The 13,934-nt window shown below is 31.3% G+C and carries 14 protein-coding genes; 12 read left to right on the plus strand and 2 right to left on the minus strand.

Annotated features, from left to right (window positions below):
* Positions 1–333: 333 nt before the first annotated feature.
* Positions 334–795 (plus strand): hypothetical protein, encoded by a 462-nt coding sequence (locus EYR00_RS02295; RefSeq protein WP_003539068.1) that lies wholly within the window; start codon positions 334–336, stop codon positions 793–795.
* Between the two features lie 83 nt (positions 796–878).
* On the opposite strand, the gene EYR00_RS02300 is transcribed toward EYR00_RS02295, so the two are convergent.
* Entirely contained in the window at positions 879–1,691 is an 813-nt protein-coding gene (locus EYR00_RS02300) for a purine-nucleoside phosphorylase (RefSeq protein ID WP_003539066.1), read from the minus strand.
* 78 nt (positions 1,692–1,769) lie between these two features.
* Here EYR00_RS02300 and EYR00_RS02305 point away from each other — a divergent pair, with 78 nt between their 5' ends.
* Positions 1,770–1,922 carry a DUF1653 domain-containing protein gene (locus EYR00_RS02305; RefSeq protein ID WP_226910363.1) on the plus strand — a complete coding sequence of 51 codons (153 nt, stop codon included), beginning with the start codon at positions 1,770–1,772 and terminating at the stop codon, positions 1,920–1,922.
* An 85-nt stretch (positions 1,923–2,007) separates the two neighbouring features.
* Positions 2,008–3,240 (plus strand): HD domain-containing protein, encoded by a 1,233-nt coding sequence (locus EYR00_RS02310; protein ID WP_003539060.1) that lies wholly within the window; start codon positions 2,008–2,010, stop codon positions 3,238–3,240.
* Between the two features lie 9 nt (positions 3,241–3,249).
* On the opposite strand, the gene EYR00_RS02315 is transcribed toward EYR00_RS02310, so the two are convergent.
* The gene (locus EYR00_RS02315; protein ID WP_003539058.1) at positions 3,250–5,127 is read right to left on the minus strand and encodes a transglycosylase domain-containing protein; all 1,878 of its coding nucleotides are present in this window, start codon (positions 5,125–5,127) and stop codon (positions 3,250–3,252) included.
* Between the two features lie 55 nt (positions 5,128–5,182).
* Between EYR00_RS02315 and EYR00_RS02320 the strand changes: the two genes are divergently transcribed.
* The 9 genes from EYR00_RS02320 (at position 5,183) to EYR00_RS02360 (ending at position 13,928) form a co-directional block, all read left to right on the plus strand.
* The gene (locus EYR00_RS02320) at positions 5,183–5,563 is read left to right on the plus strand and encodes a DUF1934 family protein (RefSeq protein ID WP_224209058.1); all 381 of its coding nucleotides are present in this window, start codon (positions 5,183–5,185) and stop codon (positions 5,561–5,563) included.
* A gap of 1 nt (position 5,564) precedes the next feature.
* Positions 5,565–7,085 (plus strand): cardiolipin synthase, encoded by a 1,521-nt coding sequence (gene cls / locus EYR00_RS02325; RefSeq protein ID WP_003539054.1) that lies wholly within the window; start codon positions 5,565–5,567, stop codon positions 7,083–7,085.
* 71 nt (positions 7,086–7,156) lie between these two features.
* Complete coding sequence (gene argS / locus EYR00_RS02330; protein ID WP_008792274.1) at positions 7,157–8,818, plus strand: arginine--tRNA ligase; 1,662 nt, start codon at positions 7,157–7,159, stop codon at positions 8,816–8,818.
* Between the two features lie 14 nt (positions 8,819–8,832).
* Entirely contained in the window at positions 8,833–9,174 is a 342-nt protein-coding gene (gene rpoE / locus EYR00_RS02335) for a DNA-directed RNA polymerase subunit delta (RefSeq protein WP_003539051.1), read from the plus strand.
* 105 nt (positions 9,175–9,279) lie between these two features.
* Entirely contained in the window at positions 9,280–9,936 is a 657-nt protein-coding gene (locus tag EYR00_RS02340; protein WP_003539050.1) for a TVP38/TMEM64 family protein, read from the plus strand.
* 16 nt (positions 9,937–9,952) lie between these two features.
* Positions 9,953–10,663 (plus strand): response regulator transcription factor, encoded by a 711-nt coding sequence (locus EYR00_RS02345; RefSeq protein ID WP_003539048.1) that lies wholly within the window; start codon positions 9,953–9,955, stop codon positions 10,661–10,663.
* A 3-nt stretch (positions 10,664–10,666) separates the two neighbouring features.
* Positions 10,667–12,763: a sensor histidine kinase gene (locus EYR00_RS02350; protein WP_003539047.1), complete on the plus strand. Its 2,097-nt coding sequence runs from the start codon at positions 10,667–10,669 to the stop codon at positions 12,761–12,763.
* A gap of 54 nt (positions 12,764–12,817) precedes the next feature.
* Positions 12,818–13,501: a hypothetical protein gene (locus EYR00_RS02355; RefSeq protein ID WP_003539046.1), complete on the plus strand. Its 684-nt coding sequence runs from the start codon at positions 12,818–12,820 to the stop codon at positions 13,499–13,501.
* Entirely contained in the window at positions 13,494–13,928 is a 435-nt protein-coding gene (locus EYR00_RS02360; protein WP_003539045.1) for a GNAT family N-acetyltransferase, read from the plus strand. Before EYR00_RS02355 ends, EYR00_RS02360 begins: the two co-directional genes overlap by 8 nt.
* Positions 13,929–13,934 lie beyond the last annotated feature (6 nt).

Genomic DNA, 13,934 nt, shown 5'->3' on the forward strand with positions numbered 1-13,934 from the left:
ACACAGTAATTTTTTAAGAAGGGAAAGATTTTGTGTTCTTTTTTTGTATTTAAAAACGTCCTAAAATGTACTAAATAAGTAACAAATAAGTAACAAATCGCCTGAAACCCGCATTCTAGCGTGTGTTTTTTTTCAAGACTTGAAATTTTTTCATGGTTTATTAAAAATAATGAGCTTTACGATTAGTCCGTTAATCGGTTAAATGACTAGTATTTATTAGGATTTGTATTATTTTTATAGATTTTGTAAATATCATTAGAACTTAGATAATATAAAGATTATTTAAAATAAAAAAATATTTTTATGATATAATAGCTTGTGGAGGAGAGGATAATGCAACAATTAAAGAAATTTATTTGTTTATTACTATTTCTTTTTATAATGACAGCCTGTCAAGAAAAAATAGCATATGATAAGGAATGGGCGGCAAATTTTGCACAGCAGCAAGTTAAGGCTATGGATGGATATCGTCTGGAGGGAGTATATTTTTATCAAGGAAATCATATTAGGGTAAATGATCAAAAGGTTGGTAAGGCAGTTGTCGTGAAAGCAGTAGTTAGATACTATGATGTTTTTAAGGATCCAAACAAATATGAGCTTGTTTCTGTTTTTGATGAATCAAACATTGATTTAGCAGGACAAGGATATATTTACGGTGAAGATGGAGATAGGTTATTAGGGGTCGATCAAATAGATGTTTATGATTCCAATCAACCAATTAAGTATCTTCGGGCTATGGATGATAAAGACATTAGTGAAGTTAATCGAAAATTAAATACTGTGCAAATAAAATAAAAAAGCATCTTTAAATTGTTCCCTATAGAGTAAACACGATAAATGTGTTTTCTATAGGGTCAGTTTAGTATGATGCTTTTAGTTTACCAATTTTTTATAATGCCTTTTACTAAAGTAACTAGGTCTTTTTCTGCTTTATTAGCCGCTTCTACAACTTCTTGGTGATTTAATTCTTGGTTTGAAAGTCCTGCGGCTTTATTAGTGATCAACGAAATTCCCAGAGTTTTCATATCACAGTGACGAGCAACAATGGCTTCTGGTACAGTGGACATTCCCACTGCATCAGCACCTAAGGCTCTATATGCTAATATTTCTGCTGGTGTTTCATACATTGGGCCTTTAAAAAAAGCATAGACACCATCTTTTAAACTAATATTATTGTCATCGGCAACTTGATGAGCAAGTTTTCCTAATTTTCGATTATAGACTTCACTCATATCTTTAAAACGAGGGCCGAATTCATCGAGATTAGGACCACGTAGTGGGCTTGGGGCAAATAAACCAATATGATCTTTAATCAGCATAATTTGTCCAGGATTTAAATCTTCACGGATTCCTCCGCAAGCATTAGTTAAAATTAAATTATCAATTCCCAGTCTTTTAAATACACGAATTGGCAGTGTAACAATATCCATGTCATTGCCTTCATAATAATGAAAACGTCCTTTCATGGCAATTACTGTTTTATTTTCTAATGTACCGATAATTAACTTGCCGGCATGTCCAATGAGATTAGAAATCGGGAAATGGGGGATATCGCGATAATCTAATTCGATAGGATTTTCAATTTCATCTGCAAGTGGGCCTAGACCTGAACCGAGAATGATTGCTAAATCAATTTTTCCATGATATTGGGTCTTAATATAGTTTGTTGCTTCATTGATTTTAATGTACATATGTCATACCTCCTAGACTCAATTATAGCATAAACTTTTAAGATGTATTATAATGAAAATAGAAAAAGTGGTGAGAACGTGGAACGAAAATTAAAGACTCGACATTTATATCGACATTTCAAAGGCAAACTATATTATGTTATGAATATTGGGTTAGATAGTGAAACATTGGAGGAAGTTGTTATTTATCAAGCTATGTATGATGATAAAAAATATTTATTCGTTCTTTAGAAATGTTTTTATCAAAAGTTGATATAAAGAAGTACCCAAATGTAGAATAAACATATCGTTTTGAGGAGTACGAGGAGGAAGACTGATGAATCAAGCGGCATATCGATTAGAACAGACGAAATTAACAGATAGTAAGGTTTTTCGTGATGCAGTACATAATTATATTCATGTAGATCAACCATTGATATTAGATTTAATCAATAGTCATGAAATGCAGCGACTTCGGAGAATCAAGCAATTAGGCGGGACGCATCAGGTCTATCAAAGTGCGGAACATTCGCGTTTTTGTCATTCTTTAGGGGTTTACTTTATTGCTCGAAAAATGATTTTTAATAGTGCAATTGGAGCCTATTTAAATGATTATGATAAGTTAACAGTAATGTGTGCAGCTTTACTCCATGATATTGGTCATGGTCCATTTTCGCATTGTTTTGAAGATGCCTTTGATTTAAACCACGAAGCATATACAATTAAAATTATTAACGGAAAGACCGAAGTACATGATCTTTTAGAAAAATTTGATCATGGTTTTTCACATAGAGTAAGTAGTGTTATTGAAAAAACACATCCTAATAAAATTTTAGTACAGATGGTTTCGAGTCAACTTGATGCTGATCGGATGGATTATTTACTTAGAGATTCTTATTTTAGTGGTACTACTTATGGGCAATTCGATTTATCCCGAATTTTACGAGTGATGGCTGTTTGTGATGGAAAGATCGTTTTTAAGAATTCTGGTGTACAAGCAATCGAGAATTATATTTTAGCCAGATATCATATGTATTGGCAAGTTTATTATCACCCCACAGCCCGGAGTTATGAACAGGTATTAATTAGTATTTTTAGGAGAATGAAAGATCTTTATGCAGCTGGTTATGATTTTGGAGATATTCGTTATTTAAAGCCGTTTCTTGATGGACATGTCGATGAAAATGATTATACTAAATTAGATGAGGGGATCGTTTTTTATTATTTTACAGTCTTAAAAGAAGGCAATGACGAGATTTTGAAAGATTTATGTACACGCTTTTTAGATCGACGATTGTTTATTTATCATGATCTGCTCGATCAACATGAAAAACAATTAGCTGAATCATTTTATGAAAAAAAAGGCTATGATCCTCGTTATTATGTTGTAAGTGATGATCAAAGCCAAGTTCCCTATCGTTATTATGGAAATACTGAAGAACTCAGTGAAATTGAAATATTAATTGATGAAGAACTCCGGTTTTTACCAGAAGTATCAGAAATTGTTGGGGCAATTGTAAATTCTAAGAAAAATAAAAATGATCATAAGATTTTCTATCCCGAAGTGTAAACTTCGGGATTAGTCTTTTTTAAACCAATAGACTGTACCATTTTCATCAAAATCACCGGTTAGTGGATTGATTGCAATTTGCTGTAGGTCTTCGGTTGGCTGATACCATGTAACATCTTTGTTTTCATTGGTATAGTTTAAAACATCGATAACGGTTTTTTTAGCAACAGTTTTGTCATCAGCTGTTTCCATTTTACGATTGTCATCGTAGCCGACCCAGCTGGCAACCAGGACTTGTGGATTATAAGCTACAGCCAGGTTATCAACATCGGTACTACCAGTTTTACAGGCGTTGATATTATCAAGTTGATAAGAAGCCATTGTTGCTTGAAGATAGGTACTAAATGTACTATTAAATGTAGATGTTAATAGCTGTGATAATTCTAAACAACTATCTTGCTCCAGCAATTGTTTATCTTCTTGTTCGTGCTGGTAAAGGACTTTACCAGCATCATTAGTAATTTTTTCAATTGTATAGAGATGATTGTATTTTCCTTCACTAGCGAGACAATTATACATATTGGCAAGATTATATATGTTTGTATTTAAAGTCCCAAGTGCCAGTGAGGCATTTGCTTTGACGTCCTTGATTCCAAATTTTTTGATTAATGAAGCTAAGTTATCAGTTCCTAAAAATAGATGTGTTTTAACGGCGAAAATATTATCAGATACAGCAATAGCTTGAGCTAACGTAACATCTTTATATGCATATTTATCGTTAAAATTACTAGGACTGTAAGTGCTGTTATCGTCAAGTTTAAAGGTAGTAGGTTCACATAAAAATGTGGTTGCCGGAGTGAAACCGTTTTCTAGCGCCAGGTAGTATAACAAAGGTTTGATTGTACTGCCGATTTGTCGATTAGCTTGAGTGGCACGATTGAATTGTGAGCTGGCATAGTCTTTACCGCCGATAATAGCAAGGATTTTACTGGTATATGGTTCAACAACGATACTCGAGGTTTCGACTTTACTATCCTTAGTATATTCACTAGCACTTTTTTCCACTACTTTTTGGTAATCTTGATTAAAACTTGTATACACATTTAAACCTTGATTCAAATATGTATTGTTGTAGTAACCAAGTTCTTCGAGTTCATCAATAACGGTATCTTTATAGTAATTATTAGCCATATTATCATCTACTTTATGCGTTTCAGCAAGATTAAGATCACTATCAAGAACCTGCTGTTTTTGAGTTACGGTAATTTCCTTACAGTCGATTAGAGCGTTTAAAACGATTGACTGTCGTTTTCGAGCTGCTTTAGCATCATTTAAGGGTGAGTAATAGGTTGGGCCATTAACTACTCCAGCCAACATACTGCTTTCATTTAAATCTAGTTCTTTAGCACTTTTACCATAAAAATATTGTGCAGCATTTTCAATACCATAAATTCCATGACCAAAATAAACGTTATTAATATATCCCTCGAGAATTTCATCTTTTGATAAACGTGTTTCTAACTGCATTGTCAAAAAAGCTTCTTTAATTTTTCGCGACCAGGATTTTTCGTTAGTTAAGTACAATAAGCGTGCATATTGCTGAGTTATCGTACTCGCTCCTTGAGATTTTTTTTGATTTGTGAAGTTTACTTTGAGGGCTCTCATGATTCCAATTGGATCAAACCCCCGATGGTCATAAAAGCGTTGATCTTCAATAGCTACAATACTTTCTTTAAAATAATTACTAACATTATTTAAAGTTACATAATGACCGGTATAGTCGTTGATCGACTGATAATAAATTTCTTGATTATCATCGTATAATTTTAAATAACGATTCTTGTTTAGATCCGGTTCCCCCATGCAATATGCAATAACATATAGTGATAGAAGTATGCCGGCTAAACTTGCTAAAATAGTTACAAATATTTTTACTAATTTTTTCATCATATCACCAAAAGTATTCTTGACGGATTTGTGTTATAATATGCACGGTGATAGAATGAAAAAAATAATTAAAGTAAATTATCGAAGTATTTTTAAATATGAAGAACATCAAGAAACTGTTAAATATGATGGTTCTGGTCATCTGGAGATAGGTGATGATAAAATTGTAGTCAGTTATCAAGATGAAAATAAAATAAAAATTGAATTAAGTGAAAATGAAGTTAAACTTCATAATGGGGCTAGTGTTTTGCATTTAGTAAGAGATCGTGATATTTTAAATCAATATGAAACTCCATATGGAGCAATTGCTTTAAAAACTAGATTAATTAGTTATGATAACGGGGATAATGTGAAAATAAAGTATGAATTATATGATGGAACTAATTTGATTAGTCAAGTATATGTCATGCTCAATTATTTAATATTGGAGAACTAAGATGAAAATACTAAAGTTTTTATCAAACCGGATCGTTGTATCGATTATTTTAATATGTGTTCAGATATTATGGCTAGCTTTATTTATGCGCTATATTTTTACTGATGCGACCTTATTAAAAGGAGTTTTTATTTTTTTAAGTGTGATCGTAACTTTATATATTATCAACAATGACGATGATGACCCCAGTTATAAGATTATTTGGTTAATTCCCATCTTATCTTTTCCGGTTTTTGGTGGTTTGTTGTATGTTGTTTTTGGTAATAAAAAGCCAGCTAAAAAGCTTCAAGAAGCCTTTGCTAATCAAGAAGAAGCTATTAGACCATTTATTTATCCAAATAAGATGGTTGAACAAATTGAGGATTTGATTGCAAAAGGACAAGCTAATTATTTAGTTCAAGAAAATTTTCCTATTTATAATAATAGTGAGATTAAATATTACCCTTTAGGTGATGATACATATCCAGATTTGTTGAAAGAATTAGCTAAAGCAAAACATTTTATTTTTATGGAATATTTTATTGTTGAAGAAGGTGAGATGTTTAATACAGTCTTAACGATATTAAAGCAAAAAGTTAAAGAGGGTGTGGAAGTACGATTTATGTATGATGATATGGGCTCTTTGACAATGCTGCCATTTCGTTATTATCAAAAATTGGAAAGTTATGGAATCAAGTGTATAGCATTTAATCATTTTGTTCCATTTATTTCGGCAGTAATGAATACCCGTGATCATCGTAAAATTACGGTGATTGATGGAAATGTTGGTTTTAGTGGTGGTTTTAATCTGGCTGATGAGTATATTAATGCTAAAGTGAAATATGGACATTGGAAAGATACGGGGGTAATGATCAAGGGTGAGGCTGTATGGAATTTAACACTGATGTTCCTAACAACGTGGAATGCATCATTAAATACATTTGAAGATTATGATAAATATCATCCTCGTCATTATATATGTCCCGAAATAAGTCCAAATGGGTATATTTTACCATACGGCGATTCACCATTGGATAATAAGCCGGTGGGGAAAAACGTTTATTTAAATATGATTAATCAAGCACAAAAATATATTTATATTGATACGCCCTATTTAATCATTAATGATGAAATTAAAAATGCTTTGTGTTTAGCTGTTCGCCGGGGAGTAGATGTAAGGATCATCACACCTGGAATTCCAGACAAAAAAATGGTCTTTAAAGTAACACGCTCTTACTATGAACCACTTGTAAATGGCGGAGTACGAATTTACGAGTATACTCCTGGGTTTATTCATGCTAAGAACTTTGTTTGTGATGATAAAATTGCTACTGTTGGAACAATTAATTTGGATTATCGCAGTCTTTATCTGCACTTTGAATGTGGAGTCTATATGTATGATGTTCCAGCAATTAAAGATATTAAAGAGGACTTCTTGAAAACGATTGCTGTGAGTAAGGAAATGACCCCTGAAGATGTCGTTAAAGGGCGCTTTAGAGGGTGGCTAGAAGCAATCTTAAGATTATTTGCACCATTGTTATAAAAACATTGACTTCATGAGGGTTTAATGGTAATTTAATTAAGATATAGTGATTAGAAGATAGGAGGGCAATGATGGCAATTAATAAAATTGAAGCGACTTTAAAAGGGGCGCTTAAACAAGCAATAATAGCGTGTGGATTTGTTGAAGAATATGATCAAGAAAGTATTACAATTGAAATTCCTAAAGATAAATCACATGGGGATTATTCAACTAATCTAGCAATGCAGCTAACAAAATTATTAAAGAGAAATCCTCGCCAAATTGCTGAGGCAATTATTGAGGCTTTAGATAAAGAAAATGCCAATATTGAAAAAGTAGAGATTGCGGGACCGGGATTTATTAACCTATTCTTGGCAAAAGATGCAATGACATCAATCATTAAAGAAGTTTTAGAAGAAAAAGAAGCATATGGTACCACAACATATGGTCAAGGAACTAAATATAATGTTGAATTTGTTTCAGCTAATCCAACTGGCGATTTACATCTAGGACATGCTAAAGGGGCAGCAGTGGGTGATAGTATCTGCCGAATTATGAGTGCTGCTGGCTATGATGTGACTCGTGAATATTATATTAATGATGCAGGGAATCAAATTCATAATTTAGCGTTATCTCTATACGCTCGTTATAAACAAGCATTTGGACAAGATGTTACAATGCCTGAAGATGGTTATCATGGTAAAGATATTATTGATATTGCAACAAAGATCAAAGAGATCGATGGTGATAAATATCTTGAAATGGATGAAGGTAAAGCAATTGCTTTCTTTAGAAATAAAGGAACAGAATATGAATTACAAAAGATTAAAGATATTTTAAATGAATTTAGAGTGTCGTTTGATGTTTGGTTTTCTGAAACATCATTATATGAAAATGATCGGGTCGTACCAACAATTGAAAAATTAAAAGCTGCTGGTTATACATATGAAGAAGAAGGGGCTTTATGGTTCAAATCAACTGAATTTGGTGATGATAAAGACCGGGTCTTAATTAAAAGTGATGGATCGTATACATATTTGACGCCTGATATTGCTTATCATCTAAATAAATTAGATCGTGGATACGAATATTTAGTTGATTTATTAGGGGCTGATCATCATGGTTATATTAATCGAATGAAAGCAGCTATTCAAGCTTTAGGTTATAATGCTGACCAGTTAAATATTGATATTATTCAAATGGTTAGAATGATGAATAATGGTGAACCAGTAAAAATGTCAAAACGAACTGGAAATGCTGTTACTATTAAAGACTTAATCGAAGAAATTGGTGTTGATGCTACACGTTATTTCTTTGTTTCTAAAGCTGCTAATACACCATTTGATTTTGATATTGGACTTGCTAAATCAAAGTCTAATGAAAATCCAGTTTATTATGCTCAATACGCTCATGCTAGAATGTGTTCGATTAAAGCACAGGCTGCTAAAGCAAACATTGATTATAGTGATAAGTATGATTTATTAGTTAATCCTAAAGAAATTGAATTAGTAAAGCATATTAATGAGTTTAGAAACGTAATTATTGATAGTGCGATCAATCGTACGCCTCACAAAATTACAAATTATGTTCAAAGACTTGCACAATTATTCCATAGTTTTTATAATGAATGTTATGTAATCGATGAAGATAATCTTGAATTAAGTGGACAAAGATTAGCTTTAGTTGAAGCTACAAGAATTACAATGGCTAATGCTTTAAATTTAATCGGTGTTAGTGCCCCAGAAAAGATGTAGGAGGATAATCAAGAATGGATAGTATGGATAAATATTATAATATGTCTATGGTTGATGTAGCATATGAATTAATGTCTAAAAAGAAATCAGCAGTTAATTTTTTCAAATTATGGGAAGAAGTATGTCAAATGAAGAAATTTGATGACGAACAAAAAGAAGATAAAGAATCTTTGTTTTATACTAATATTACCTTAGACGGACGTTTTATCACGGTTGGTGAAAATGCCTGGGATTTAAGAAGTCGTCATAAATTTAGTGATGTTCATATTGATATGAATGATATTTATGCTGATGAAGAAGAAACAGAAGAATTAGAAGAGGATGTCGATTCTACGATTGAAGATGATTATAATTAAGCAAAACGAAAGTTTTGCTTTTTGTTTAGAATTTTTTAAGAATTATTGTTAGTTTAGTTTTAGGATAGTCTTTTATTATTTAAGTATAGAAAGGCGGAACGACTTATGCTTAAATCAATAAAAAAGACAAATTTGCTCATGATGTCATCAATTATTTTGTTCATGGCATTTATTACAATATATTTATTTAGAAACTGCGATTTTAATGATGTTATTTATGAGATTGAAACACTGCCATATTTTACTAAAGTTTCAGCAATGATTGCTTTAATTGCTCTGCAGATCTTTTTAGCATTTTTACCTGGAGAACCTTTGGAGCTGGCTAGTGGATATATTTTTGGTTCATTTCAAGGAACAATCGTTTGTTTGATCGGGTCAATGATTGGAACGATTATTGTTTACTATTTAGCACGAATCTTTCAACACTCAATCATTGATAAAATGTTTGATCAAAGTAAAGTTGCAGAAGTGAAAAAATTATTTTCTTCTAAAAAAAGTAAGTTTTGGCTATTTATTATTTTTTTGATTCCTGGAAGTCCTAAAGATATTATGACTTATTTAGTTAGCTTAACAGATATTGATATAAAACAATGGCTATTGCTTACAACGATTGGAAGAATTCCAAGTATTGTGACATCTACATATTTAATGGGAGCATTAAGAGACGGCAATATTGTATTGGCTGTTTCAATCTTTGCGGTAACTGTTATACTAGTAATTACCGGTGCCGTTTATTATAAAAAAATAGTTAATTCTAATTAGAAAAAGGGAGAAGATTATGGAACATACAATTTTAATTGTTGAAGATGAAAAAGGAATCAGAGAAACAGTAACAGTTTTTTTGAAGAATCAAGGATATAATGTTTTACAAGCTAGTAATGGTGAAGAAGGGTTAGCATTAATCGAAGCAAATGAAATACATTTAGCAGTGGTTGATATTATGATGCCAGTTATGGATGGAATTACAATGGTACTAAAACTACGAGAAAACTATGATTTTCCAGTTATTTTCTTAAGTGCAAAGTCTGAAGATATTGATAAAATAACCGGGCTTAATATTGGTGGTGATGATTATATTACTAAGCCGTTTGAGGCGATGGAATTGATAGCTCGAGTTAATTCGAATCTTCGAAGATATAATCAAATTTTAGCTTTAAAAGAAAATCGTAATCTTAATAATAATCAACAGCGCTTAGTCGTGGGTGGATTAGAGCTGGATAAGTTTACTAAAGAAGTGTTTGTTAATGATCGAGGTGTTCGTTTAACGGCTAAAGAATTTCAAATACTTGAATTATTAATGTCTTATCCGGGAAGAGTCTATTCAGCTGAGGAGATTTATGAAGCTGTTTGGAAAGAAGAAGCCATAAATACTGAGACAATTATGGTGCATGTGCGAAAATTGCGTGAGAAAATAGAAGCTAATCCTAAAAAGCCAGAATATTTAAAAGTAGTTTGGGGAATAGGATATAAAATTGAAAAAGGAGTGTAAAAAATGACAAAAGCTAAAAGAATTTTTGGTGTGATTTTTGCATCAATATTACTATTAATGTCCGTTGTTGTTATATCCTTATATGATAATGTTAGAGAAAATACCCCTCGTGATGATAATTTAACGGGAATTTTAGAAGATGATCTACAGCTTTTTACTATTGCGATGGCTAAGACCCTTGATTCTAATTTTGAAGCAGTAAGCTTTGATGATAGTGTTGATGAACAGACAAGACAAATATTTTTAGATGTTTTTGACGATTATTTAAAGGGAATAACATCATTGTTTAATAATGATGGAGATTTTATTTATAAAGCTGTTAATACTAATACTAATCAAATGATTTCTCAACATAGTGAAAAAATTACAACTAATGATGATCAAAGTAAATATAGTTTCTATACTGAGGCGAGCTATGATCAAAATGGTCTAGTTTCATGTAATGGGGATTTAAGTAGTGATAAACTATCATATTTTAATATTGCTAACCTTTTAAGCTCATTTGCACATTATGATGGTGAAAATACTATATATATTGACAACTGGATGTTTGATACAAATGCAATCAAGATTAATGTTCCTAAGAATCTTCAAATTACATATATTATTCCAGAAACACCAGCCAGTCATGGATATGCTTCACAATATGTTAATTCATGGGAAAACTATAATTATTTTTCAGCTATTGCGTTATTAAGTTGTTCAGCTATATTAGTCTTATTTATCTTATTTTATCCAATTAAAATTGTAGAAGATGTTAATCCGTTTTTGTCAGTAAAGAGATGGAAAGCAGAAATAAATCTAGCTGTTTTAACGCTTATGATTACTTTTGGCGTTATGGGCTGTATGATCGTAACGGGTTATACACTTAATAATTCACTTTTAGAATTATTAAAAAGATATGACATCATGTATGTAGATTACATCGTTATAGTTATTAATTTTGTGATTTGGATACTGACGCTTTTAGTTATTTCATTAGGAATCTTCCAATTAAAGTACATTTTTGCTCGAGGATTCTGGCGTTATTTAAAAGAAGATACGTTAATTGGTAGTGGAATACGCAGTATCAAAAATAAACTTAATCAAATTGCCGATATTGATCTATCAAAGTCGTTAAATCAAACAATCATGAAATATATTTTGATTAATACAGCAATCATTATGATCATGATTACTTTTTGGGGTTTTGGATATTTCCTAGCTATTATTTATGCATTTTTAGTATTTTTTTGGGTCAAAGATAAAGTGCTGAAGGTGCAAGATGACTATGATAAATTATTGACTGCAACAAAAGAATTAAGCAAAGGTAATTTTGATGTAGAGATAGATGGTGATTTAGGTATTTTTAATGCTTTAAATGATGAATTTAAAAATATTCGAATTGGTTTTGAAACTGCTGTTAAAGAAGAAACTAAGTCTCAGAATATGAAAAATGAATTAGTAAGTAATGTTTCTCATGACTTAAAAACACCATTGACATGTATTAAAAATTATATTGTTTTATTGCAAGATGATAATTTACCAATAGAGACAAGACATGAATATTTAGATAATTTAAATCAGTATTCTAATCGTTTAACGAATTTAATTGAAGATTTATTTGAAGTTAGTAAAGTTAATAGTGGTAATATCAAGTTAAATTTAATGGAACTTAATATTGTTGCATTAATTGAGCAGGCGCATGCTGAATGTAGTGAAATATTAGATGCGCATCAATTAACTGTTATTACTAATTATCCACATAATGATATAATCCTCAAATTAGATGGTGATAAGACGTATCGTATTTTTGAGAATCTATTCACTAATATTTCTAAATATGCTCTATTTAATAGCCGTGTATATGTTGATTTAACGGAGGAAACTGAGGATATTACTATTATTTTTAAAAATATTTCACAAGAGCAGATGAATTTTAGTCCTCAAGAAATTACAGAAAGATTTGTTCGTGGTGATAAATCGCGTCATGAAAGTGGCAGTGGTTTAGGATTAGCAATAGCTAAAAGTTTTGTTGAAGCACAGGGGGGGACTTTTAATATTGCAATCGATGGGGATCTATTTAAAGCAATAATTACTTTTAAAAAGATTGCTAAGTAGTCGTAATTGAAGCTATACTAAAGGAGTAGTCCTTTGAAAGTAGGTGGAATTAGGATGAAAATATTATTTGTTGGGAATTCGCATACGTATATGAATGATATGCCAGAAATGGTGCGAATCAATAGTAGTGAAAAGTTAGAAGTGACAATGTTGGCCCGTCCTGCAATTACCTTTCACGATCATTTAGAGTCAATGGAATTACAGTTCGCTTTAAAACAAGGATATGATTTTGTTATTTTTCAACAGGCAGCACATGAGCCTTGTCCAAGTAAAGAAGCAACATTGCATGATGCTAAAGCATTGATTGAATTGGCACGTAGCTGTGGTGTTATGCCATACATTATGATTCCTTGGAGCCAACGGAATTATGATGATGATTTTAAAACAACCAAAGATATTTATCATCAAGTAATGATGGATAATTTAGTTGATGGAATACCAGTGGGTTATGTCATTAATCGTTTAAGCCATCAAAATCCCGAATTAGAATTGTTCCAAAGTGACAATCAGCATTTAACTTCATTAGGGAGTTATCTTGAAAGCATTACGATTTTAAATACAATTTTCTTTGAAACAAAGTTTCCTGGTAAACTCATTTATCCTAACCAAAGTAGTTTTGAAGAACATCAATTGGATGAAAGACTTATTGATTTTTTAACTAAAGAAGTAGTTCATACTGTAGAACGATTTAAGAGTAATTATTGTGTTTGTGGAAAGCGAGAGATTTTAGATGATTAGAAGTGTCACTAAAAATGACTATGAAGAGATTGCTAAACTGATGGTTGAAGCATTTAAAAATCCTCCTTGGAATGAGGTATGGAGTTATGAAAGATCATACCAGCGAATTGAACAGTTAGACGACGGAAAATATACAAGGTGTTTTGTGTATATGTTAGATAACAAAATAGCTGGTGTTGTTTGTGGGAAATTAATAACATATGTTAATGATCTTGATTTTATGATTGAAGATTTTTATATTGATCCTCATTGTCAAAGAAGGGGATTAGGAAAGAAAATGATGAAGGCATTAGAAGAATGTTTACCTGAAGTTGATAATTTAATTTTGTTGACAGGACGAGAATTTTACAGTGCTGATTTTTATCAGAAAAATGGTTTTAAGATTAATGATGACATGGTATTTATGGTAAAAAAATTAAAGTCTTAATAAATC

It is taken from the genome of Thomasclavelia ramosa DSM 1402, assembly GCF_014131695.1.
GTDB lineage: Bacteria > Bacillota_I > Bacilli_A > Erysipelotrichales > Coprobacillaceae > Thomasclavelia > Thomasclavelia ramosa.